Raw genomic sequence first — 25,740 nt, 5'->3', positions numbered from 1 at the left:
TCATGGAACAATATAATGTTACTGGAATGAGCTGTGCAGCCTGTCAGGTTCGTGTTGAAAAAGCTGTGAATGCGCTTCCTGGGGTAAAAAGCTGTGCTGTAAGTTTGCTTACAAATTCTATGGGAGTGGAAGGGGATATTTCGCCTTCAGAAATAATCAAAGCGGTAGAAAATGCAGGTTATGGTGCCAGCCTGAAAAAATCCTCTTCTGGAGCTAATTCTTCCGCTGGAGCAGATGCGTACGGGGATGAGCTTCGGGACAGGGAAACTCCAAAAATGAAAAAGAGACTTATCGCTTCCGTTCTTTTTTTGATTCCGCTTATGTACGTTTCTATGGGACACATGCTCTGGAACTGGCCGCTGCCGGCATTTCTTGACGGAAATCATGTGGCGATGGGTTTGTATGAGCTGCTGCTTTCTGTAATTATCATGGTGATAAATCAGAAATTCTTTGTAAGCGGATTCAAGGGGTTGATTTATAAATCTCCGAATATGGACAGCCTTGTTGCCCTTGGCGCAGGGGCTGCTTTTGTTTACAGCGTGACTGCACTTTTTGCAATGAGTAGTGCGGTTCTGGCTGGTGATGATGAAAAAATAAAGTACCTGATGGATCAGTTTTATTTTGAATCTGCCGCAACAATTTTAACTCTTATTACTGTAGGAAAAATGCTTGAGGCAAAATCTAAGGGAAAGACCACAGATGCTTTGAAATCCCTGATGAAGATGGCTCCAAAAACTGCAGTGCTTGTGGAAGGGGAAGGGGAAGCCAGAATTGAAAAAACTGTGCCGGTTGATCAGGTAAAAAAAGGTGATCGTTTTATTGTACGGCCTGGAGACAGTATTCCGGTTGACGGAATTGTAATTGAAGGGGAGAGTGCCGTAAACGAAGCAGCGCTTACAGGAGAAAGTCTTCCTGTAGAAAAATCCGCTGGAAGTACGGTTTCTGCTGCAACGATAAATACTTCAGGGTTTTTGATTTGTGAAGCTGTCCGTGTCGGTGAAGATACAACTCTTTCCGCCATTATCAGGATGGTAAGTGATGCTGCTGCTACAAAGGCACCTATAGCAAAAATAGCAGACAGGGTTTCCGGAGTATTTGTTCCGGCAGTTATTTTGATTGCTCTTGTGACTTTTATAGTATGGCTGATTGCAGGTCAGAGTGTCGGATATGCTGTTGCACGTGCAGTTTCCGTTCTTGTTATCAGTTGTCCGTGTGCGCTGGGACTGGCTACACCGGTTGCAATCATGGTTGGAAACGGGATGGGGGCAAAGTCAGGTATTCTGTTTAAAACTGCTGCTGCTCAGGAAATGGCAGGCAAAACACAGATAGTTGCCCTTGATAAAACAGGAACTGTCACCACGGGAATCATGCAGGTAACAGATGTTATTGCAGCAGAAGATTCTTCGGAAAAAGACTTACTTGAAGCAGCTTATGCCCTTGAAGTAAAAAGTGAGCATCCTATATCAAAAGCTATTGTTGAATATACCGAAAAAAATCAGATTAAACTTCTTGAAACGAGTGGATTTGAAATCAAGGCTGGAAACGGACTTTCTGCCAGACTCGACGGAAAAACAATCACCGGCGGAAACGCAAGATATATCGAATCTGTCGTAAACGAGATTCCGAAACGAGTTGGGAATGACAATCTTGAACTTCATCATGCTGAATTTGATTCAGCATTCATCCAAACGGAAGTTAAAAAACTTGCTTCTCAGGGAAAGACACCGGTTCTTTTTGCCAGGGACAGGACACTTCTTGGAATTATTGCAGTCAGTGATACAATCAAAGAAGATTCTGCTCAGGCGATAAGTGAACTTAAAAACATGGGAATCCACACTGTGCTTCTTACCGGCGATAATGAAATAACTGCCCGGGCAATTGCAGAACAGGCTGGAGTTGATGAAGTTGTGGCTGGTGTACTTCCTGATGGAAAAGAAGCTGTAATCCGAAAACTTATGGAGAGTGGAAAAGTTGCCATGGTTGGAGACGGAATAAATGATGCTCCTTCTCTTACCCGCGCAGATCTGGGAATAGCAATTGGTGCCGGAACTGATATAGCAATAGATGCTGCCGATGTAGTTTTGATGAAAGGTAGTTTACGGGATGTGAGCGCTGCAATCAGGCTTTCACGGGCTGTCATAAAAAACATTCATGAAAACCTGTTCTGGGCTTTTTTCTATAATATAATCGGAATACCTCTTGCGGCCGGCTGTTATGTTTCTGCTTTCGGCTGGACGCTTAATCCGATGTTCGGTGCGGCTGCAATGGGACTTTCCAGTTTCTGTGTCGTTTCTAACGCCCTTCGTCTGAATTTCCTGAAGTCTCAGGATTCAAGACGAGATAAAAAAGTGAAGAATCCTGTTACGGGAAATCTAATATTAAACAATTTTCAAAATAAGGAGACAGAAATGAAAATTTCAGTAAAAGGAATGATGTGCGGTCATTGTGAAATGCACGTAAAAAAAGCACTGGAAGCAATTGATGGAATTACAGAAGCAGCAGCTTCTCACGAAAAGGCAGAGGTTACTATTGAAACATCAAAGCCTGTTGATGAAAGCGTGATTAAAGCTGCCGTTGAAGAAGCCGGTTATGAGTATGCCGGAGTAATTGCGTAGTTTTTTATTATTGTAAGTGGGGGATGTCCAAAAAGTATGAGTCATTGCCGTGCTCGACAGCCTGTCATTGCCGCACTTGATGCGGCAATCTCATGCAGGGGGATTTTCGGGTCGTGCCCGAAAATGACACTAGGATGTAAACTTTTTGGACAGCCCCGTTTTCATTGCGGCAGACTGAAGTTGTGACAGTATAGAGTGAAGACAGCATTTATTGTTGTAAGGTGAAAAGAAACAGGTATATAATTAAAGTAGCATACAAACATGCCATTGTGAGAGGAGGCAGATTGTGTTTACACTTATAATAGTTATCCTTTTGCTTTATGGTCTGAACAGCTGGTGCTGTGAAGAAGAGTTTGAATATCGAGAAAGAGAAGCAGAGAGACGACATCGGGAAAGGATGAGACTGCTGAAAAAGCGCATGAAAAAAAATCAGGCAGCAAAAAAGCGCAGAAAGACAACACGATATATTATTCGTGATGAGTATGGAAGAATACTTGGAAAAGAGGTTGTGGAAGAATGAGTGAGCTGTAATGTTTTCTGTCATTTCTCACATCTGTTGAAAACAAATTTAAAGACTATTACAATTTTCTTATAAAATGGATTACAGCTATATCTTGAATACATCCGTTCCTCAGAAAGAAAAACTGCTTGCTTATGGATTTACAGAAGCTGATGGCAATCTTGTAGTTAAGAAAGAAATCACTGACAGCCAGTTTTATGCAGAAATCAAACTTTCAGAAAAAACTCTTACCGCTGATGTTTTTGAAACCGCGACAGATGAAAAGTATGTGCTTTTTAATGTAGCTTCTGCGCAGGGAGCTTTTGTCGGACAGATTCGCAGCGAAGTTCAGAATGTGATTGAAGAAATCCGGGACAAGTGTTTTATCAGCCGGGACATCAAAGAAAAATATGTTGATTTTCTGCATTCATATTTTAATGCACCGGGGGATAATCCCTGGGCAGAAGAACCTTATAACAGCAGCACTGTTTACCGCTGCCCGAATAATAAATGGTTTGCCCTCATAATGCAAATCAAGTTTAAGAATCTTGGATTTGAAAGTGATGAGCTGGTCTGGGCTGTTAATCTGAAAGCAGAAAAGGTTGAATCAATCACAGATAAAAAATCAATCTTCCCTGCATATCACATGAATAAAAAATACTGGATCACAGTCTTGCTTACTGCTGTGACAGATTTCGAAAAGCTGTGTGAGCTTACAAAGAAAAGTTTTGCCCTGGTTCAGAAATAAATACAAATAATGGCATAAACGGTAAATTTACATAGCTTCTGAAAAACAGCAGATTTAATTTTTTAAATCTCAAGCTGCTGTTATTTCAGAAGCTGTAATTTTTTAGGGAATATTATGAATTAACCCCATGTACGGATTAAGTCATAGTTTTCTTCTGTCACCTGTGTGTAGGCATTGTATTCATTGCAGGTTGGACAGTATTCTGGAGCTGATGGTCCTACAACAATATGACCGCAGACTACACATTCCCATACTTTTACGGAACTGTTTTTAAGCTGTGCTGAAGCTGCATCTTCATCATTAAGAAGTGCGCGGTAACGTTCTTCATGACGTTTTTCGATAGAAGCTACTGCACGGAATTTTGCAGCAAGTTCCGGGAAGCCTTCTTTTTCTGCTGTCTCTGCAAACTTAACATACATGTCTGTCCATTCATAGTTTTCACCGCTGGCAGCATTAGTAAGGTTGGTCTTTGAGTCTCCGATACCTTCCAGTTCTTTAAGCCACATTTTGGCATGGTTTTCTTCATTGTTAGCAGTTTTTGTAAATACATCTGCTATTTTGTCATTGCCTTCTGCTTTTGCAACCTGAGCAAAATATGTGTACTTGTTTCTTGCCTGTGATTCTCCTGCAAATGCGGCAAGGATGTTTTTTTCTGTTTCTGTTCCTGAGTATTTACTCATATTTCGTTTCTCCTTTTATTATACTGTAAACAAGTCAATCTGATTTCCAATCTGACCTACGGCTGCTTCTACGCTGTCTGCAATTTCAGAAAGGGAATTACTTGTTTCACGAATATTACCGGCGCTTTTAGAAATCTTATCCATGCTGTCCTTGATTTCTCCGGTAGTATTGCGGAGCTGGTCAACTTCAACAAGAATAGATTTATTTCCTTCTGCCATTTCATGTGATGCTGCCCTAACTTCACTTGTGTTGTCGTTCATAAGCTTAAGTGCATCTCCAATCTGTTTTGAACCTTCCTGCTGTTCTTCCATTGCAGATTTAATCTGAAGAACAAGCTGCTGTGTTTCATTGATTGAATTATTAACGGCTGCAAAAGAATCACTTGAAGCCTGAGAAGCGTTTACAACATCATCAATAGAGCCTGCAATTTTTTTAAGTTCTTCACGAATAGTCTTAGACTGTGCACTTGAAGTTTCAGAAAGCTTACGGATTTCATCTGCAACTACACTGAATCCCTGTCCTGCTTTTCCGGCATGGGCAGCTTCGATTGCGGCATTCATGGCAAGCATGTTTGTCTGACTTGCAATATCACTGATTGTTTTGTTGGCAGTCTGAAGTGTCTTAGACTGTTCTTCAATTTTCTTGATACGGATATTAACATCATTCTGGCGCTGAATACCGTCTTCTGCATTACGGGTAAGGCTTTCAAATGATTCAGCCATGTGGCCGACAGAAACATTAACGCTCCTGATGTTTCCGATCATTTCTTCTACAGCGGCACTTGCCTGAGTTACACCGGAAGACTGGGTTTCAATCATTCGTTCAAGAGATTCAATGTTCTGAGAAATTTCTTCAACGGCACTTGCTGTTTCAGAAACACTGGCAGCCTGATTCTGTACCTGTGAACCGATATTGTGAAGGTCCTGGATGATTTCAGAGATGGAACTTCCGTTATCTTCAATACGCTTCTGAAGACCAACGTTTACATCTCCAAGCATTTCCTTAGAATCTTTTACTCCGCCGACAATTGTACGCAGCTTGTTCATGAATGCATTAAAGCCGTCACCAAGAGCACCGATTTCGTTTTTACTTTTAACGACAATCTGCTGGGTAAGGTCTGCATCACCGGAAGCAATATGCTGAATGGAGTTTTGTACGATGCGGAGAGGCTTAACTGCAATTACAAGCATGAATGAACATGCAGCAGATACTATAAGACCTACAAAAATACTGATGAAGATAATGACAGTTCCAAGAGAATTTCCGGCAGCATCAATTTGACTCTGAGGAATTGTAAGGATTGCTGACCATGGGGTTCCTTCAACAGGTGTGTAGGAAGCAAAAGTTGTAACTCCGTCCGGATCTGTATAGTAACCTTCTCCCTGCTGTCCGTTGCAGGCTTTAAGCGCAATTTCATCGAGTCCTTTGTATCCTGCTTTATCACTGTAAGAAAGGTCCATGTATTTATCCATTCCGCGGATATGAGAAATCAAAACTCCGTTTGAACCTACAAGAATTGCTTTTCCGTTTTTTCCCATGGTAAGGCTGGAAATCATCTTGTCAATTTCATCAAGTTTAACTGCTCCTGCAAATACCCCGATAAGGTCACCTCTGTTATTGTATGCCGGACGTGCAATGTAATAACAGACAGAACCATCGAGCTGGAAGTCAATGTTAGAAACGAAAATGCTTTTTCTTTCATTCATGATTGCGCGGAAGAAAGGTTTAGAAATAACTGTAATTATCTTTCCGTCGCTGGAATGTCCGACACCGTCCGGAGTACAGAACATTACGTAGTTAAAGAGCTTGTTACGGATGCTTTCGTGAGTAAGCAGCCATTCAATGATTGCGTCAGTATTCCCGTCTTTTGTTACGTCATTGTCAGAATAAATACGCAGGTCATTTACAAGAACTTCGTTCCAGTGCTGTATTTTACCTGCATCTTCTTCAATAATTTTTTCACTGAAAGAAGAATAGTCATCTTTTGAAGATGATTTTACACTCTGAACAATAAAAATATTCTGGATTACAAATGAAGCAATAAGGATTGCCAGAATTTTTATTGAAAACTGAAAGGCAAGGCGTGCATATTTTTTCTTTGGTGTGTTTTCTTTATTGTCTGTAGATTCTTCCATAAAGATACCTCTCTGCCTTAATTATTTTGTTGTGTTTTTATAGATACGGTTGATAGCTACTGCATGGAATGCTATGCCGCGTACATTTTTCTTAATCAGGTTTGCATTACATTTCTGATAGATAGGAGAGATTACTGCATCTTCCATGATCATTGATTCTGCTTTTTTAAGAGCTGCCCAGCGTTCAGGAATTCTTGTACAGAGATCTCCGTCAGTACAGCTTGCAATAAGTGCATTGTAGCTCGGGTTAAAATAATTTCCCTGATTGTTGTCGTTTCCTGTTACCCACATGGCAAGATATGTCATAGGATCTGCATAGTCAGGACCCCAGTTGTTAAGACCAAACTGGAAGTTTCCGGAACTCATGATCTTACGGCGCTCGGTTTTAGGTACAGCTTTGATGGAAATGTTTACTTCAGGGAAGAGGGCTTCTATCTGATGTTTGATTGAATTTGAAGCAATAACCTGGGTTTCACCATCTGCTGTAAGAAGCTGAAGGTTGAACTTGCTTACTCCAAGTTCACGTTTTGCCTGCTGTAAGTGAGCACGAGCTTTTTCTATATTGTAGGAACAGTCATCCGGGAATTCGATTCCTTTTGGAGTAAAGTCTTCTCCTGTTGAAGAGAAAGCGTAACCTCTTGGTATTGCAGAATAGGCTGCAGCGGAACCGTCGGCCATTTCTGTGATGACACGTTCACGGTCGATGGCAAAGGTGAATGCACGACGAAGGTTTTTATTTGCAAACATAGGATCATCAAAGTTAAAGGTAAGGTAATAAAGGAATCCAGAGTCAACCGGTGTAAATTCTGGAGAAGATTTCATTTTTTCTACGGCTTCTCCTGAAAGCTCAACGAAATCAAGCTGACCGCTCTGATATTTTCTTAGAGCTTCATCACCATTGCTGATGATTTCATAGTGAAGTCCTCCAAGTTTAACGTTTGCAGCATCATAATAGGCCGTATTTTTCTTAAATGAAATTGTTCTGCCTGTAGGAGAGTATTCTGTAATTACGAATGCTCCGTTTGCAAGACAGGTTTCCGGACTTGTTGCATATTTATCGCCGCATTTTTCAACGAATTTCTGATTTGCAGGATAGAAAGTGCAGAAATACAGCAGCTGTTCAAAATAAGAAACAGGAACCTGAAGTTCTACTTCAAAAGTATAGTCGTCAACGGCGCGTACTCCAAGCTGGTTAGGATCCATCTGACCTGCCTGAATTGCTGTTGCATTTTTTATCTGTGCAATGTCGCTTATCATGAATGCATATTCAGAACCTGTCGCAGGATCAATGGCACGCTGCCAGCCGTATACAAAGTCATGGGCTGTAACCGGATCACCGTTAGACCAGTAAACGTCATCTCTGAGCTTGAATGTGTATTTCAGACCGTCAGAAGACATTGTATAATCTTTACATACTGCTTTTTTTACAGAACCATCGTCAGCCATCTGCATGAGACCGTCAACCATATTGCCGATAAGTTCAAATGCTGTTGCAAATACGGCAGTCTGCTGATCCAGAGTATCAATTGCTGCTTCCAGAGAAACGTTGAGAACAGGACCATTCACTGTTTTTGCAGGCAGCGGTCCTTTTTTACCTGAGCCGTTTTTTGAACATCCTGGCAGAAGAATAGCGAACAGCATCGAAGTTAATAATAAAGTCGTGTGTTTCATGTGTACTTCCTTTGTATATTCTTAAATTTGATTATAACACTTTAAACTGGAGAATACTAATCTTTACAAGAACGGCATGATGTCTTTTTTTCAAAAATGGCAGAATTTTTCATATTTTTTTAAATTTTTATCAAAATTTTATTATCTCTATTATAATTTTTTTCTATATAATTTACCAGAACCTTTAGGATGAGAATAAAGAAAAACAGCAGCTTCTTTTATCAAAAAAATATTATTCATTATATATTTTTGCTGTAAAGCTGCTGTTGTATATTAAAATCTTTTTATTTTAAAAGTCCCTGAGCACGGAGGTCATTTACGTTAAGGGCCTTTACGTTTGGTGTCCTGCCGTTTGCACTTGCAGGAACTTTAAGTTTTCCATCATGTACAAGGGCATAAACCTGTTCTGCTTCAGGAGCAAACTCATAGCCGGTAATTTTCCAGTTATTGTCACATTCCGGAGCAAGAGGACTGTGTTTTGCAACATAGTCACTTATCATATCCCGTACGGCAAGAGAAGTATCACGGTATTCAGGATTTTCTCCGAACATTCCTTCAGATTTAAGGTTTCCGAAGCGGTAGTTGTTGAGGGCTAAAATCAGCGATTCATCATCATTGAGAGGTTTTCCTTTAAACATTACATTCTGGATGCGGCTTCCTTCCGGTTTAGAAATATCAATTTCATAGTCAACACCTGCAAACATGTCATAAAGATAAAGTCTCATGTTTTCATTAAAGGATATTGTTACGTCACCGGCTCTGAATGTATTGAAGAAACGACCTGCCTGTTTTTCCATGATGGCTTTAAGCTGTCTGCCTGTAACACGAACAGCAAAAAGTGTATTGTCAAATTTATAGATTTTTACACCGTCACGCTTGTGGAATTCTCCTTTTTCGAGATTTGAATAGGATTCAAAAAGAGCTGCCATTGAAACGTCGGCTTTTTTTCCACCTAGAGTAGCATTGTCCATCTGAACTTTGTTAATCAGGTCCATCATTGCCGTATCCTGTACTGCAGCTGTCGGAATTCCTTCAAGTCCATTCCACCAGAGGGAAGGAAGGAAGTTATCCTTTATTTTTCCTACTACCTTGCCTGCAATTTTCAGACTTTTTTCGTGGGTAGATTTATTGAGTTTTTCAATTTCTGCATCCGGTTCAATTCCGGCACCCTTTACTGCAAGAAGTTCTCCTTTTTTAGAAGTAACTTTCCATGAACCGCTTTCGTTATCAAGTTCAACTGTAACTTTTGCAACATATGCACCTTTTGCTCCAGGTTCAACGATAAGTGCACCGCTGGAAGCTGTCTGGTTTACAACATCGTGAGCGTGACCTATAAAAAATACCGGTATTCTGTCACCGTATTTTTCTGCAACATCGCCCATTCCGTGCTCACCGAATTCACCATTAAGACCGTAGTGAGCAACAACTACAATGATATCTGCTTTTCCTTCTATTTCAGAAAGGGCAGTTCCAACTTCTTCAATCGGAGATGTAAAGGTCATGTTATTGTAGTGTTCAGGAGCGCTTGCTTCCCAGACTGGTACATGAGGAGCCGTAATTCCGATGATTCCTACACGTACGCCTTTGACTTCTGCAACAGTCCAGCCTTCTACAAAACGTTTGCTGTCTTTTTTGTATATGTTTGCTGCAAGAACAGGAGCCTTAAACTGTTTTATTTCTTTAAGAAGCGTCTTAAATTCAAAATTAAATTCGTGATTTCCTAAAACATTTGCATCGTACTTTAAGGTATTCATTGCATTTATCATAGGATTCTTTTTTTCAAAACGGAATTCCTGAATAAGATTGTCCTGAAGGCAGTCACCGGCATCAAATAAAAGCAGGTCCGGATCTTTTAGCCGCTCTGATTTTACAACGGTTGCAACTTTTGCAAGACCATTGTCAGTTACACTGTCTGTTGCATAGTCATAAGGTGAAATTGCACCGTGAATGTCACTTGTTTCAAGCATTGTAAGTGTAACTTTTTCTGCAGAAACAGGGAGCCCTATAAGAATTAAAGCAGCACTGAGACCGACGATAATTTTTTTCATTTTTCAAATCTCCTGATTTTGGTTGTATAGATTTTATGCTGACTATTATACACCTGAATTTTATAAAGAGGAGTTTAAAATTTTATCTGCAGGAAATTTTATAATCCCAGTGCCCATTCATAAGTACTTAAGTATGGATCAGGGCGGACAGGTCCTTCTGTAGTCCATATTTCATTTATCTGTCCGTCATCATTTATCTGTCCTATGCGGACTGTTTTGTTTAAGTGCTGATTGTTTCCGTCTATGGTTACTGTTCCTTCCGGGGCTTTAAAACTTAAACCTTTTGCAGCAATACGGACGCTTTCTACATCAAAAGTTTTTGCTTTTTCACAGGCTGCAGCCCACATGTAAACTGCAATGTAGGCGGCTTCTACAGGATCTCCCGTAACATTTTCAGAACCATATTCCTCTTTGTATGCAGAAACAAATTTTTTGTTTTCCGGAGTATCCGTGCTCTGGTAATAATTCCACGTAACATACTGGCCTTTTAAATTATCAATGCCGATTTTTTCTATTTCGTTTTCAGAAATTGAAAAGCTCATTGTTGGAATAATATCTGCAGTAAGTCCGGCTTTTATCATCTGCTGAAAGAAATGAACGTTTGAATCTCCGTTGAGAGTATTTAAAATTACGTCGGGATGACTTTGCTTTATATCTTTTATTATGCTGGTAAAATTTGAAGCATCCATGGGAACGTAAACTTCACCGCAGCATTTTCCCCCTGTATAGTTAAGGAGAGCCTTTATCATTTTATTTGCGGTATGAGGAAAAACATAATCATTTCCAATCAGGTACATTCTTTTTCCAAATGTTTGAAAACAGTATTTTACCGCCGGAATAACCTGCTGGTTTGGAGCTGCACCCATGTACATTATGTTGGGACTTGCTTCAAGACCTTCATATTGAACCGGATACCACAGTAAGCCAAAGTTTTTTTCAAAGGTTTTCTTTACCGCGGTTCTGGAGGCAGATGTCCAGCAGCCAAAGACGGTGGCAACTTTTTCACTTGTAAGTAATTCTTCTGCATGTTCATTAAAAACATCAGGATCACTTTCTCCGTCTTTTATTACAGGGACAATAATATTTCCTAAAACCCCGCCTTTGTTATTTATTTCTTTTATGGCAAGAAGTTCTGCGTTTAGGACGGGTTTTTCACTGATGGCCATTGTTCCCGTCAGTGAATGAAGGAGTCCGACTTTTACAGTATTTTTATTTTTATGTTTACAGCCTGAAGAAATAAAAGTCATTACTGTCAGAATAGAAGCAAGAATCAAAAACAGTTTCTTTTTCATTATTCCTCCTGTTAAATCCCCGCTGTTTTTATCTGGCGGGAATGTCTTCTATAAAATATCGTAGGTGGTCATTAAACCTTTTCCTTTAATGTTGCATTCCATCGGAGAACTGAATTTTATGTCAGAGTCCTGCAGGTGCTTATACACAGTTTCAGAAACTCTGATATGTCCGGCTTCCGCTGCGGTTTCCATTCGGCTGGCAACATTTACCGTATTGCCCCAGACATCATAGATAAATTTGGTTTTTCCGATGACACCTGCAGTGACAGGTCCGCTGTTAAGACCGATTCGTATATTGAAAGGAATTTTTGCCGTATGATTATACTGTCTGACGTCTTCAATCATTCCTTTTGCATATTCAACCATTATTAGTGCATGTTTTTCATTCAGACTTGGAAGTCCGCAGGTTGCCATGTATGCGTCTCCGATAGTTTTTATTTTTTCCACACCCATTTTCTGCGCGCGTACATCAAACAGGGTAAAAAGGTCATTAAGGGCACTGACGATTTCATTTGCAGAATAATCGCTTGAAGTTTTTGTAAAGTTTACGATATCCGCAAAGAGAATTGTAACGTCATTATAATTCTGACCGATGGAATGAATGCCGTCTTTTAATTCATCTGCAATTTCGTTTGGCAGAATTGCACGGAGCAGTTCATCAGATTTTTCCCGCTCAAGATTAAGTTCAGCTGTTCGCTGAAGAACCATGCTTTCCAGTTTAAGATTTTCTTTCATGATTGCACGCTGCTTTAAGTAGAAGAGCAGAATCACTGAACCCAAAATTGTTATTACAGATATAATCCAGAATGCCGGCATCTGATATATGTATGGCTTTTGTACAAATAAAACCGTTTCTGCCTGTTTTGAATAAAATCCGTCTCCATTAATTGCATTAAGGAGAAGAGTGTGTTTTCCAGGAGAAAGGTTTGTGTATGAAAGTGTTCTTCCAGGAGAAGGCGCACTGAAGTCATCTTCGAAGTTTGTAAGTTTATGAGTAAACATTATTCGTTCCGGTGCGTCAAAGCTTAAACCTGTAAATGTAATTTCTACACGTTTAGTTCCCGGTTGAAGTGTAATTGCTGAAGATTCCTGAGGATAAAATCTGTTATCAAGAACCACTACATCATCAACAGTTACCGTTTCAATTTGAATGAGTGGCGTAACCTGATTTTCTTTTACCTTGATGGGATCATAAATTGCAACTCCATCAATCATTGCAAACCATATACGTCCGTACACGTCAATGATACTTTTTGAAGTAGAAGTTGGTCCTCCTGAATCAAGACCGTCACTTTTATTGTAAAATTTTATGCTGATGTCTCTTGTTTTTCCTTCAGCTGCATTTTGAATATCTGAAAATTTTCCGGAACAGATACCGCGGTTGCTGGTCATCCAGAGGTTATTTGTGTTGTCAGCAAGAATCTGGAAGACAGCATCAGTCTGAAGACCGTTTTCTGAGTTTAAGGTTTCGTATATCGTCGGTTTGTAATCTGTTTCAGAAAAGCGGCGGCATCTGGTTATACCGCTTCCACTTGTTACCCAGACAGAACCGTCTGCTTCCTGTGTTATTTTAAAAATAACGTTTCCTGCAAGACCGTCATCAGAAGTTATCCGGGCTATTATTTTTTCATCCTTCATCAGATAAATTCCGCCGCCGTCAGTTCCTATCCAGACGATATCATTAATGTCTTTAAGAAGAGCCATTATGTATTCGTTATCAAGACCGTCTGCCTGTTTGAAGTTTCTAATTGAACCGTTAGCATGTACTATGCTTAATCCGGTTGTAGTTCCAATATAAAATTCATCAGGTTTTGTTTCGATGGCAACCCGGACTTTGTTTCCAGAAATACCTTCGTTTACGGTCCAGTTCGTAATTTTTTTACCGTCGTATTTTATCTGTCCGTATTTGGAATAGCAGCTTACAAGAATATTTCCATATTCTGTTGCAGTAACATCTCTGATTCTGACACCTTTGGCAAATTCGGTAAGTTCGTTTGTGATTTCTTCATCATCTTTTATACAGCGAAGACCATTATCAGTTCCTATCCAGTAATTTCCGTCTGAGTCATTGCAGATTGTGTTTACTGGAACTCCAAGCCTGAGCATTTTGAATTTTCCGTGGGTAAGTTTTCCGATACCGCATCTGTCGGTTGCAATCCAGATGTTTCCTTCTCTGTCTCCAATTATTTTACTTATCTTTGCATTGTTTAAGATGTCTCCGTTATATTCGTAATATTTTCCGTTGTAGTAAGTAACAAGTCCTTTTTCTGTTCCAATCCAGACGGTTCCGTCTCCGGCACAATAGAACGCAGTTGTCGGAACATAGTCGATTATCGTTCCGCTTGTAACATGTTCAATTGTTCCGTCGCTCATGCAGAATATGCCTTTATCTCCCAGGGCAAGCCAGAATTTTCCTTTAGGATCTTGAGTGATTGCTGTAGGAAGATACGAACCAAGATAGTCAAAGGCTACATTGTATTTAAAAATACCGTCAGTAAAAATAAAAAGTCCTTTTTCATTTGCAGTGAGCAGCCATATTCTTCCGGCTGTATCACAGAAAATCTGGGTCGTAATGATTCCTTTGGTAATAGTTCCAGGTTCGAATTGGGGAGTAATAAGATGTTCGTCGGGGGTAAGATAAACTACACCAGAGGCAGTTCCGATCCATATATTTCCATCGTTGTCTTCGGTTATGCTGCGTATTGAATTGCTTGGAAGTCCAGTTTGCGTGGTATAAGTTTTTTTTCTGTCACCAGTTATTTTCTGAACGCCTTCATCGTTGGAACCAATCCAGAGTGCACCGTGGCTGTCCTGAAAAAAACACCTTACAGAAACAAAAGAAAGATCGTTTGTCGTTGAACGTTTATGAGTGGTGAATGTCAGACCGTCAAAGCGGGCAAGGCCTTCATAAGTACCTATGTCTATGTATCCGTCTTTTGTCTGAATGATGTCAGTTGCGGTAGTGCCGTTCAGCTGACCGAAAGAATTCCAGGACTGATAAACATAGTTGTCAAAAAAAGATGTTTGTGAAAATATTTCGGTAGAGCATAGAAGGGAAAAAATAAAAAAAATTCCAACTTTCTTCATAATAATTTAAATTATAAAGCTAAAATTGGAATTTACAATATTAAAATTGCTGTTACGCAGAAGTTGTACTGCTTCTGCGTTTATGTCTTTAGAAATTTATATTTCCTATAAGGAAAGTTTCTTTCTTTTCGGTAAGTTCCAGGGTAAGAACCTGTCTTTTTTGATCAGGCCGTCCAAAGTTTGTATATATTTCTGCCTGAACGGTTACCGGCTGGAGGATTTTCTGCTGATGATTTGCATAGTAATTTGCTTCAATTTTATATGTTCCTTCGGGAGCTTCGTGTATGCAAAATTCTTCAGGGCCGTACCCCTGTGTAAAGTCATTTGAGATTCTTCCTCCAAGATATGTAAGTTTATTCCCGAAATAGCATAATTCGTTATCAGGATCCGTTACCCATAAATCTATATCGCAGTCGTCCATATTCCATGTAAGGATGATGCGGATGTCACAGTCAAAATTCTGAATCAGTTTTTTATCAATGTCAGACAGGTTCAGTTTTATTTTTTTCTGTTTGCATTCAGCAATAATAGCATTCATATCGTTGAGGGCAATCTGCTGCACTTCAGCAAATCTTCCGTCCCAGTGTTTGTATGCAACTGAATACAGCGTATCGACTGCTTTCTGGTATTCGCCGTTAAGATAACAGGCCATGCCCAGATCTCTCAGGAATTGAGGTATCTCTGATTTTAAGGTAACAAGTTTTTCGAGAATCTGTATTGCATGGTTATAGTATTTATGTTCAACAAGCTTATCTGCAAGGGCTCGCAGAATATCTGTGCTTTCAAGATTCAGTTCTGCCAGATTGGAAAGTATGCGGAGACTTTCTGAAGAAAGATTTTCCTGTGCAAAATAATCTGACACTGCTATATAGAATGAAGGGGATGAAGAATGTTCTTTTTTCAGTTCCAGATATTTTTTATACATCTCATTTGTTTTTGTCCGTTTTAGGATAGAAAGATAATCTGCATCAGGAGACCAGGCTTCAAGTTGAATGGAAGCTTCTTTGTTTTGTGCAGAAGGATTTTCTGCAAAAGCTTCTTTTTCTTCCAGTTCTACTTCAAGACTGAGTGAATCTGTAAAAGCGTAAGCGGATTCTGCTGCATAATTTTCTCTTTCATTATTTCTGCCTGCTGAAAACAGTCTGCTTAAAACAGGCGGTTCTATTTCGTAAGAATCAGATTCATCTTTGCTTTTTAAATTAGTTTTCTTTTTAAATTCTTCAGATGAAGTATTCCACCATTTTCTGAAGGCTTCAAAATTCTTATAAACAGTTTCAGGAATTTTTCTGCTGTTTTCTTCACGGTTATTTTTTGCTGAATTATTGTTTGAATTTTTTATGAGTTCAGAATATCTGCGGTAGAGTTTTTCGTCTTCCTTTGGAGGAATTACATTGTATCTTACATAATCTTCTGCCGTATCAAGAACTATAAGTGAAGTATCGTCTGTTACTATTCCGAATTTTTTTGCAGTTTCAATAATCTGCTGTTTATTTTTTTTATAGTCTTCATTCAGGAAGTTTATCTTTTTTATTGCCCACTGTCTTGCAATATTTTTAGTTTGAATTGTATCAGTAGCACTGATTTTAACGGTGAAGGAATTTTCAATTTTTGTACCATGTCCGAAGTAAAGTGTCACATCAGCTTCCTTCTTTTTTAGAATTCCTGCAACAGAAAAATTTTCATCAACTATAGATTTTTCTGAAGGAAAAATTTCTTCAACAGCTTTTTTATTATATTCAATTTTTATAAGCCTCAGCGGATTTTCCAGAAGCTTTTTTAACCCGTAAGAAACATCAGCAGATGGATTTGAAAGATTTATGTAAGCTCCTGAATTTTTTTCTGCCATTGCTTTTAACCGGGAGTGATCTGCTGACGGGCTTGAGTTTATTGTATATACAGGGACGGAAATATTTTGCTGAAAATCAGAGCCGTCTTTCCAGGAAGAAAGGCCGTCGGTAAAAATCAGAAGTTCATCCCCACCGGCAAAATTAAAATCTACGTCAAGGTTTGTTGCCCCGTCATATTCAAGGGATAAAATAAAATCCCGGAGTTTTTTAAGTTCCTGTTTTGAATTTCCTGTAAATACTTTTGCCTTGTGAACTTCATTGCAGAACGGAATAATCATAATCTCAGGATTATCAAGGCGTGCTGCATAGGTTTCAAGAAGCTGTACTTCCTTTTCTATATTTCTTTTTTCTCCTGAAGAAGAAATGTCCCACCACACAGTAAGTTTTTCAGGCAGAGTTTTTTCTTCCGGTTCAGTTTTTATTTTTTTACTGAAATAAAAATATGTGCTGCTTCCTATGTCTTCCGTATAAACATCCTGCACATCAGAAGTTTCTGAAGGTATTTCAAAAATAATTGGTGAGGTCAGTTTATAATTTTTTTTAGAAATGGTTGCAGTAATTCCCGTATTCATTTCTGAAAATGAAAAGGTATTTTTATCAGACAGTTCTTTTGGCATGAGGGCATTGTTTTTTAAAATAGTAATTTTAAAATCAAAAGAATCCAGCTGGTTTTCCGGGAGTGCAGAAAAAATATATCTGTCTGTGTTTTTAAGTTCTGTCTGATATGTAATCTGAAGGTGGCGTACTCCGTTTGCAGGAATCGGATATACTCTTGTTTTAAAATTATTGCCGGCTGTTTTTTCTACAAGTCCCGGATCAATTCCCTGGCGGACAACTGCTTCAAAAATCTGCCGGCCTTTTTCTTTTTCTACAACAACACCGTTCCTCATCCGTCCGTCAATGTCCAGAGCATATCCTGTTATGGATTCATTTTCTCCAAGGGGGAATTCAATTTCTCCTTCAAGAATTGAAGCGGTTGTGTTTTCTATAATCATGTCCAGCTTTGTTACAGCAATGTCTGCATAAACTTCAGCTTCTGCAGAAAGTTCTTTAAGTCTTACAGTGCCTTCTGTTTTTGAGTCACGAATTCTTATATTTATGAAAGATGTCTGCTGTGCAAAAATAGTTGCAGTAAAAAAAAGAAATATGGATGTAATAAAAATTTTCTTCATTTGCATACCTCGCTTATATAGTATGCAAACAAAGAAAAATTGAAAAGGTTAAAGGTTATTAAAGCAGGCTTTCGATGCAGGCTTCAATTTCTGAAGGTTCAGTGGTGCTTTCAAAACGTGCGGCAACAGTTCCGTTCCGGTCTACTATAAATTTTGTAAAGTTCCATTTAATTTCGGCATTGTTTTTGAAGTCAGGATCAAACTGTGCAACATGCTTTTCCATAAAAGCAGCATTTTCGCCTGTAAATCCTGCAAATCCTTTCTGACTTTTAAGGAATGTGTACAGCGGAATTTCATCTGGTCCGTTTACTTCTATTTTTTTAAGATTATCAAAGCTTGTGTTGTATTTCATCTGGCAGAAGGAATGAATTTCTTCATCGTTTTCAGGAGCCTGATTGCCAAACTGATTGCACGGAAAATCAAGTATTTCCAGTCCCCTGTCATGGAATTTTTTCCAGAGGTTTTCAAGACCTTCATATTGAGGAGTAAATCCGCATCCTGTTGCTGTGTTAACGATGAGCATAACTTTGCCTTTGTACTGAGAAAGGGGAACATCATTGCCGTTTCTGTCTTTAACTGTGTAATCGTAAATTGCCATAAAAAAGCCTCCTGTTAATTAACTTATAATACAATTATATTGTATACAATCAAATAATGTCAAGCAAATAGACAAAAAAAACACGGCCTGCTTTAAAGCCTGCCGTGTATGTTTACGCATCAGTATGTTTTGGATTAGTGATGGAAAAGTCTTATTCCGTTAAATACCATTGCGATACCGTAGCGGTTGCATTCTTCTATGACATTGTCATCACGAACTGAACCGCCCGGCTGTGCAATTACTTTTACTCCTGAACGGTGAGCACGTATGATGTTGTCTCCAAACGGGAAGAATGCATCACTTCCAAGGGCAACATCGGTATTTTTAGAAATCCATTCCTTACGTTCTTCCCGTGTAAATGGTTCCGGCTTTACCTTAAAGAAGTTCTGCCATACGCCTTCTGCAAGTACGTCATCATAATCATCGCTTGTATAGACATCGATAGTATTGTCACGGTCAGCGCGCTTGATGTCATCCTTAAACTGAAGGTTAAGAACTTTTGGAGACTGTCGGAGCCACCATTTATCAGCTTTGTCTCCGGCAAGGCGTGTACAGTGAATGCGGCTCTGCTGTCCGGCACCGATACCGATTGCCTGTCCGTCTTTAACGTAACATACAGAATTTGACTGTGTATATTTAAGTATTATAAGTGCTATAAGAAGATTGTCTCTTTCTTCTTTAGAGATTGTTTTATTCTCCGTTACAAAATTAGAAACGGCACTGTCATCAATTTTAATGAAGTTGTGTCCCTGTTCAAAAGTAACTCCGAACACCTGTTTCTTTTCAGAAGCAGCAGGAACATAATCTGCATCAATCTGAAGAACGCAGTAGTTGCCTTTTTTCTTTGCCTTAAGAATTTCAAGAGCTTCATCATCATAACCAGGGGCTATGATTCCGTCGCTGACTTCTTTTTTTATAAGAAGGGCAGTTGCTTTATCACACTTATCGCTGAGAGATATAAAATCTCCGAAGCTGGACATTCTGTCCGCACCTCTTGCTCTGGCATAAGCACAGGCCAAAGGTGTAAGTTCAACATCGTCCGTGTAATAAATCTTTTTAAGAGTGTCACTTAAAGGACGTCCGACAGCAGCTCCTGCAGGAGATACATGTTTGAAGCTTGTTGCAGCAGGCATTCCGGTAGCTTCTTTTAATTCCTTTACAAGCTGCCAGCCGTTAAGTGCATCAAGCAAATTGATGTAACCGGGCTTTCCGTTTAATACTGTAAGCGGCAAGTCCCCGTCTTCCATGAAAACTCTTGCGGGTTTTTGGTTTGGATTGCATCCGTACTTTAATTCGATTTCTTTCATGCACCACATCATAGTTTAAAAGTGGCCCTTACGTAAAGAAGGTTGAGTGCTAAAACTTTTCCAGACGGACAAGCATTGCCTCAAGCTTTACTGAATATTCAGGATCTGCAGCCCAGGTTTTTGTAAGTCCTTCTATTGTGGGTGCTTTTCCCCGCGGTCTTACCCATTTGTACCTGCTGTCGATGCATTTGTTTTTTAGAGAAACTGTTTCGGGTGTAGCGTAGGCATGAAGATGCTGAATATGTGCCCTGACTCCGTCTTTCATTGTGGCAAAACGTTCTCCTGTATGTTCAGCATCTATTGCCCCCAGTCCGCAGTAGTTGTGCATGTCTGGAGTAACAAGGTTTCCGAATTTAAGGAAGCCTGTTTCGTGGCACATTTGAATAAAAGCGCAGTCACTGTTTATTCCTTCAGTTTTTGCCTCGCTGATGTAGAGGGCTGCAAGTTTTTTAATTTCCTTCCTGTCTGCATCCGGATTGTTTGCCATAAAGAAGTTTACAAGAGAGTCTTTTGACATGACCCCTTTATCAGTAAGGTTCCTCGAAATTCTAAAACCGTTAGAGGAGGTGGATACGCAGCTGCTTAAAATAAAAACAGCTGCACAGAATAATGCAGCTATAAGTTTTTTCATCTTATCTGATTGTTGTTCCCGTATAGTTTTTTCCGTCAAGAATTGCACGGATGTTAGGAATATCTTTTCCTGCAGCACAGATTACTGTAAGACCAAGTTCCTGTGATTTTTTAGAAGCAATCGGATCAAACGGACAGTTTTTACCTGGAACCCATTCATCTCCGACAATTTTACGGAAGTCAGCCCAGCTGATTTCATCAATCGGTTTTGCATCAGGATTCTTTCTTGGATCATCAGTATAAACTTTTGCAATATTAGAAAGGTTTACAACTGTGTCGGCATTAAAACGTTCAGCAAGAAGAACGGCATCGTTATCTGTAGAAAAACCTGGTTTCCATCCTGCTGCAACAAGAATGCGTCCTGTAAAATCAGAAACGGCAGTAGGATCTGTAACCACATCCTGTTTGCACAAAGGTCCGAAAACTGTTTTAAGAATCTGTGCATTAAGACGGGTAGCCATGATTCCAAGCCAGTCACAGGCATAGTTCAGATCTGCTTCATTTTCAAAAGCTGCAGCTTTTTTTTCTGTATCTCCGAATTTTGCAGCAACATCTTTATATGCATTCTGATATGTTCTTGCAGGACCGCCGCCTCCGGCAACAAAAATAAGGCGGGCATCTTTGTTTTCTTCAAGCCATGTGCATATCATTTTTGCAAAGGCACTGAGAAATTCAGTATCAGGTGCATCAGGGGCAATAATTGATCCTCCGACACTTAAAACTTTTGTAGTCATTTTTCAGGTCTCCTTAATATATTAGTAAATACCGTTTATAGACGGCGGGTTCCATAGTGAACTGTAGCTGGAAGTTTCATCACTTGCTTCTTCCCAGATTGACTGAAGTGCATAACTTCTCGGCAGATAAACAGTCTTGCTGTTTGTAAGGGAGGCACGTATCTGATTCCAGCCTCTGCTGAAATAAATATGCTGACAGTCGATGTTTCCAAAGTAATAGTTTCTCGGATTTTCTACCGGAACGAAAGGTGTAAATTCCATTCCTGAACCAAGAGCCGGATCAACCGGGAACCATCCGAATTTTTCAAAGTAAATTTCAGCCCACCAGTGGGGATGTGTAACGGAAGAACTTTCTGCAAGAATTCCGCTGCATGGAATAGCCGGAATACCTGCAGCACGGCACAAAGCTGTAAACATTATTGCAAAGTCATACGCATCTCCGGAATTCCGTCGTGGAAGATCCAGAACGCTTGCGTCTCCGGTACGTACTTTTGATTCCAGTTTATAATTATCCAGAAGATAGTTGTATATAAGAAGTGCTTTTTTGTAAGGATTCTTTTCTTTTCCGATTATGTGGTTTTTAAGTTCGATAACCGTTTCATTGTTTGAAGGAATACAAAAATCCGGGGTTGTATATGCATTGTACAGAACGCTTTTTGTATCTGCATAGCCTGTAATTTTTGCCGGAATAATATTTGAATTCATGGAATATGAAGAAATTACATAGGTCTGGCTGAATCTCTGTTTATGATTTGTAATTGAATTAATTGATTTCTGATAAATAATATCTTTAGGATCATCTTTAATTAAAGGTTCAGGGTAATACTCGTTAAGATTTACTGACGGCTGAACGGAACTTTCGGCAGGGCGCGGCATATAAAGAGTAATGAATGCTTCATTTGCTGCATTTCCGGTAGAAACGTCTGCAGTAATCTGAACTACAAAAGTATGTTTATTGTTAAAGGATTTTTTCCCGGCAGGAAAGCTGATTGCCGTACGTACCGGTTCGCTTGAGCCCTTTGAAGTCATTACATAAACCGGACCTGAAGCAGCTCCATCCGGAACTTTTACAGAAATTTCTCCGTCCGTCCAGAGAATGTAGTCATAATCATTTTCGCTGGCACAGATAAAGTTTTCGAAGGTATTATCAAGGGAAATTTCATCCCGGTTTGCCGTAAAGAATACTTTTGAATTGCCCCGGGCTGTTCCAAAGTTTTTTCCGGTTATCGTAATTATGTCACCGATTTGTGCAGAATCAGTTATGGAAGATACGACAGGAATTGTTGTCTGAGGATCCGGCCGTACTGCAACAGGAATTCTGTTTTCATTGGCAAAAAAAGCCGGAGCCGACCTGCCTGAAGAGTTTCCTACGATTACAAGTCCGTCGGATACATTGTCCGGGATGGTAAACTGAATTTTAGTATCGGACCAGAAAGAAAAATTCTGTTCATTGATTTTTGAGCCTGAAATTTCTACGTAAGAACTGTCCTTTACTTTTCCGAAGTTTTCTCCGTAGATTGTCATCATGCTTCCCGGAAGTCCTATGACTGGAGTTATCCGGCTGATGACAGGTTTTTTCTGAGTCTGTTTTCCGATGAATGCGGAACCGAAAATAATAAGGGCAATCAGACCAAAAAACAGTGCGAATCTGACTGCCGGAGAGCGTCTTATGAGATTAAAAAATGGATTTTTAAAATTCACTTTGTATGATCCGAATTAAAGTTATTGTAAGATACAGTTGTCGGTGTATAAAAGTTGAATGAATTTCCGGAATACTGTTCATAACTTGGGATTTCATTAATCATGTCCGGACTCTGAATGAACATGTCATAGCTGGAAAGATGCATTCTTGAAAAATTATCTTTATTTTTTTCTGCAGAAGTAGCTAACTTTACGTAAGGAACTGTTTCCGTTGCCTGAACGGAATAATCAACAGTTGATTTTCCTCCGAAAACAGAAGAAAGTTCTGCTGTGTTGAAGGTTCCGTCTGTATAAACTGTATTGTTTGCCGGAGATTTAAGGACATTCCTTGTAATCGGCTGGAATTTTTCTTCTACGGAAGTAACGGTATTAGTTTTCTTTGTAATTGCAAAAGGAAGAACCAGGGCAACTGCGGCAGCTGCTGCAATTCCGGTTGCAGCGTATTTAAGTGCAGTAAATCTGCCGGAAGCCGGCCGGCTCTGACCTGTAATCTTGTGATAAGAAAGCTTAACCTGCAGCCTGTTAAAACTTGAATCAAGATCTTCCCTGCTGAAAGCCGGCAAATCTGCATCTTTCTGCATGAAGTCACGAAGCTTTTTAAGAGCGTTCTGTATTTTCTGACATTCCTGACATGATGCAACATGAGCTTCATAGCGGGTAACATAATTCTGCGGGAGTTCACCGTCAAGGTAAACAGAATGAATGCTTTTTTCAGGACAGGTAGACATCTTCTTCTCCTAATATTTTAACAAGCTGTTCTCTGGCACGGAAAATCCTTACTTTAACGTTGCCTTCAGTGATTCCCAGTGCCTTTCCAATATCTTTGTAGTTCATATCGGCATATTCACGCAAAATAACAACTTCCCTCAGGTTAGGGCTGAGCTTGTTTATTGCTTCACGGGTCAGACGGACTGATTCTCCTTTAAGAAGGTCGACTTCTCCGCTTTCAATATGCTGACGTCCTTCATATAACGCCTTATGGTACGCTTTTGCCTCCCGAAGTCTCTTTTTTGCAAAGTTAAGTGAAGCATTTCTTACGACACAGATAAGCCAGAACTTGGCATCATCCATTGTCGGAAAAACCATGTGCTTTTCATTTGCTTTTATAAATGAATCATGCACAAGGTCTTCTGCTGCTTCTTCGTCTTCAACTATGCGGTAGCAGACTTTAAAAAGCGTAGTATAGGTTGCGTCATATAATTTTCTAAAATCAGCTGAATCATCACAGTTTATCTGTACGGATTCAACTTTCTTTCCGTTAACAAACAATTTTATGCCCTTAAGGTTACATTCAGTGAAATTATTTTCGTTCCCAGACAGGGCCGTTTGGAGTATCAGTAACGACAATACCCTTAGCCGTCAGTTCATCACGAATCTGGTCTGCCCGCGCAAAGTCCTTTGCCTTTTTAGCTGCAATACGTTCTGCAACAAGGGCATCAATCTGTGCTGCTTCAGGGTCATTTGAGTGATCCGGAACAGCTGCTTTTGCTGCTTCCTGTGCTTTTTTTACAGCTTCTGCAGTAGTTGACAGGAGTTTAAGTCCTATAACCGAGTCCATCCTTGCTACAAGTTCAAGAGCTTCCGCAGGCTCAAGAGAAGAATCTTTTACAGCTTTCTGAAGCTGGCTGAGGGCAACCGGTGTAGAAAGGTCGTTTTCCAGTGCTGCACGGAATTTTTCAAGATATTCAGCAGCTTTTTCTGAAAGACCTGTCCTGTCATCAGCCTGACCTTTTTCGTATTTTTTTGCTGCAAGCTGCTCTATAGAAGATTCCAGTTTTGCATTCTGAACGAGTTTTACCAGACGCTGAATCAGGGCTTCACGGCCTTTTTTTGCAGAATCCATTGCACTCCAGCTGAAATAAATCTGTTTTCTGTAGTGTCCGCCTAAAAGGAAGAAGCGGTAGTCCAGAGGATGATAGCCTTTATCTATTAAACTCTGAAGACGAAGGAAGTTTCCTTTGGATTTTGACATTTTTTCTACTTCCGGCTTTTCTTTTGAACCGTCAGCAGAGGCATCCTTATCTTTTACGACAACAAGGAATTCGTTGTGCAGCCAGTAGTTTACCCATTTATGACCGGTAGCACCTTCACTCTGTGCAATTTCATTGGTGTGGTGAATTGGAACATGGTCAATTCCGCCGGTGTGAATGTCAAAGTGTTCTCCAAGATATTTCATGCTCATTGCAGAACATTCAATGTGCCATCCGGGATATCCTCTTCCCCATGGAGAGTCCCATGTAAGGGCCTGATCTTCAAATTTTGATTTTGTAAACCAGAGAACAAAGTCCTGAGGATTGCGCTTGTTTTCATCAATAACTACAACATCGCGTTTTCCGGCTCCGGCACGAAGTTCATCCATGTTAAGCTGGGCAAGATCTCCGTAATGTTCATATGTAGTTACATCATAGTAGAGGTTTCCCCCTGCCATATAAGTGTGTCCGTTGGCTTCAATTCTCTTGATAAGCTCAATCATTTCGTTAATGTGGTCTGTTGCCTTGCAGATTACATCCGGGCGTATTATGTTAAGTGCATCAATGTCAGCAAGAAACGCATCTGTGTAGAATTTTGCGACTTCCATTACAGACTGGTGGCGTTCTTCTGCAGTTTTGACCATTTTATCATCACCTTCATCTGCATCGCCTGTAAGGTGTCCTACATCAGTGATGTTCATTACGTGCTTTTTATCGTAGCCAAGGTATGTAAGGGTGCGGTCAAGGGTGTCAAGAAAAACATAGGCCCTGAGATTTCCGATATGGGCATAATTGTAAACTGTAGGACCGCATCCGTAAAAACCAACGAAACCTTCGTGGATAGGTTTAAATTCTTCGTATCTGCGACCCATTGTATTATAAAGTTTAAGTGACATGGTTTCCTCTTTGTAAAAATCTAGTTAATAGAATATCTTAAAAACATTCTTGTTTCAATTCGTTGTTATTTTATGTTATTTGTAGAGCCGCTTTCTGGTATCCGGCGCT

Annotated in this window: 18 protein-coding genes; 3 read left to right on the top strand and 15 right to left on the bottom strand. The window is 39.8% G+C overall.

Features of this window, described 5'->3' with window-relative positions; all coding sequences use genetic code 11:
* The first annotated feature begins 2 nt into the window (after window positions 1–2).
* The 3 genes from HNP77_RS05305 to HNP77_RS05295 all read left to right on the top strand — a co-directional run bounded on the left by HNP77_RS05305 (window position 3) and on the right by HNP77_RS05295 (window position 3,862).
* Window positions 3–2,615: a heavy metal translocating P-type ATPase gene (locus tag HNP77_RS05305; RefSeq protein ID WP_184652136.1), complete on the top strand. Its 2,613-nt coding sequence runs from the start codon at window positions 3–5 to the stop codon at window positions 2,613–2,615.
* 286 nt (window positions 2,616–2,901) lie between these two features.
* Window positions 2,902–3,135: a hypothetical protein gene (locus HNP77_RS05300; protein WP_184652135.1), complete on the top strand. Its 234-nt coding sequence runs from the start codon at window positions 2,902–2,904 to the stop codon at window positions 3,133–3,135.
* 76 nt (window positions 3,136–3,211) lie between these two features.
* Window positions 3,212–3,862, top strand: a complete 651-nt coding sequence (locus HNP77_RS05295; RefSeq protein ID WP_184652134.1) for an MmcQ/YjbR family DNA-binding protein — start codon at window positions 3,212–3,214, stop codon at window positions 3,860–3,862.
* Between the two features lie 119 nt (window positions 3,863–3,981).
* Here the strand turns inward: HNP77_RS05295 and HNP77_RS05290 are convergent, their stop codons facing one another.
* The 15 genes from HNP77_RS05290 to cysS form a co-directional block, all read right to left on the bottom strand.
* Window positions 3,982–4,542 carry a rubrerythrin family protein gene (locus HNP77_RS05290; RefSeq protein WP_184652133.1) on the bottom strand — a complete coding sequence of 187 codons (561 nt, stop codon included), beginning with the start codon at window positions 4,540–4,542 and terminating at the stop codon, window positions 3,982–3,984.
* Between the two features lie 18 nt (window positions 4,543–4,560).
* The gene (locus tag HNP77_RS05285) at window positions 4,561–6,678 is read right to left on the bottom strand and encodes a methyl-accepting chemotaxis protein (protein ID WP_184652132.1); all 2,118 of its coding nucleotides are present in this window, start codon (window positions 6,676–6,678) and stop codon (window positions 4,561–4,563) included.
* 21 nt (window positions 6,679–6,699) lie between these two features.
* Complete coding sequence (locus tag HNP77_RS05280; protein WP_221266526.1) at window positions 6,700–8,349, bottom strand: peptide ABC transporter substrate-binding protein; 1,650 nt, start codon at window positions 8,347–8,349, stop codon at window positions 6,700–6,702.
* A gap of 284 nt (window positions 8,350–8,633) precedes the next feature.
* On the bottom strand, window positions 8,634–10,397 hold the full coding sequence (locus tag HNP77_RS05275) for a bifunctional metallophosphatase/5'-nucleotidase (RefSeq protein WP_184652130.1): 1,764 nt from the start codon (window positions 10,395–10,397) through the stop codon (window positions 8,634–8,636).
* A 98-nt stretch (window positions 10,398–10,495) separates the two neighbouring features.
* Window positions 10,496–11,689 carry an urea ABC transporter substrate-binding protein gene (gene urtA / locus HNP77_RS05270; protein WP_184652129.1) on the bottom strand — a complete coding sequence of 398 codons (1,194 nt, stop codon included), beginning with the start codon at window positions 11,687–11,689 and terminating at the stop codon, window positions 10,496–10,498.
* A gap of 48 nt (window positions 11,690–11,737) precedes the next feature.
* Window positions 11,738–14,776 (bottom strand): adenylate/guanylate cyclase domain-containing protein, encoded by a 3,039-nt coding sequence (locus tag HNP77_RS05265; protein ID WP_184652128.1) that lies wholly within the window; start codon window positions 14,774–14,776, stop codon window positions 11,738–11,740.
* An 88-nt stretch (window positions 14,777–14,864) separates the two neighbouring features.
* Window positions 14,865–17,795, bottom strand: a complete 2,931-nt coding sequence (locus tag HNP77_RS05260; protein WP_184652127.1) for a VIT domain-containing protein — start codon at window positions 17,793–17,795, stop codon at window positions 14,865–14,867.
* A 58-nt stretch (window positions 17,796–17,853) separates the two neighbouring features.
* Window positions 17,854–18,393: a glutathione peroxidase gene (locus HNP77_RS05255; protein ID WP_184652126.1), complete on the bottom strand. Its 540-nt coding sequence runs from the start codon at window positions 18,391–18,393 to the stop codon at window positions 17,854–17,856.
* A gap of 134 nt (window positions 18,394–18,527) precedes the next feature.
* Window positions 18,528–19,700: a phosphoribosylaminoimidazolecarboxamide formyltransferase gene (locus tag HNP77_RS05250; protein WP_184652125.1), complete on the bottom strand. Its 1,173-nt coding sequence runs from the start codon at window positions 19,698–19,700 to the stop codon at window positions 18,528–18,530.
* Window positions 19,701–19,749: 49 nt separating this feature from the next.
* Window positions 19,750–20,331, bottom strand: coding sequence for a glucosaminidase domain-containing protein (locus HNP77_RS05245; RefSeq protein ID WP_184652124.1), 582 nt, complete (start codon window positions 20,329–20,331; stop codon window positions 19,750–19,752).
* Window position 20,332: 1 nt separating this feature from the next.
* Window positions 20,333–21,064 (bottom strand): UMP kinase, encoded by a 732-nt coding sequence (gene pyrH / locus HNP77_RS05240; protein ID WP_184652123.1) that lies wholly within the window; start codon window positions 21,062–21,064, stop codon window positions 20,333–20,335.
* Window positions 21,065–21,085: 21 nt separating this feature from the next.
* Window positions 21,086–22,765: a transglutaminase domain-containing protein gene (locus HNP77_RS05235; protein ID WP_184652122.1), complete on the bottom strand. Its 1,680-nt coding sequence runs from the start codon at window positions 22,763–22,765 to the stop codon at window positions 21,086–21,088.
* Window positions 22,762–23,493 carry an anti-sigma factor family protein gene (locus HNP77_RS05230; RefSeq protein WP_184652121.1) on the bottom strand — a complete coding sequence of 244 codons (732 nt, stop codon included), beginning with the start codon at window positions 23,491–23,493 and terminating at the stop codon, window positions 22,762–22,764. Before HNP77_RS05230 ends, HNP77_RS05235 begins: the two co-directional genes overlap by 4 nt.
* Entirely contained in the window at window positions 23,477–24,034 is a 558-nt protein-coding gene (locus tag HNP77_RS05225; RefSeq protein ID WP_184652120.1) for an RNA polymerase sigma factor, read from the bottom strand. Before HNP77_RS05225 ends, HNP77_RS05230 begins: the two co-directional genes overlap by 17 nt.
* A 31-nt stretch (window positions 24,035–24,065) precedes the next feature.
* The gene (gene cysS, locus HNP77_RS05220) at window positions 24,066–25,631 is read right to left on the bottom strand and encodes a cysteine--tRNA ligase (RefSeq protein ID WP_184652119.1); all 1,566 of its coding nucleotides are present in this window, start codon (window positions 25,629–25,631) and stop codon (window positions 24,066–24,068) included.
* Window positions 25,632–25,740: the final 109 nt, after the last annotated feature.

This window comes from Treponema rectale, assembly GCF_014202035.1.
GTDB lineage: Bacteria > Spirochaetota > Spirochaetia > Treponematales > Treponemataceae > Treponema_D > Treponema_D rectale.
Note: the sequence above shows the minus strand (reverse complement) of the source record. Positions and strands in the feature narration are given on the sequence as shown.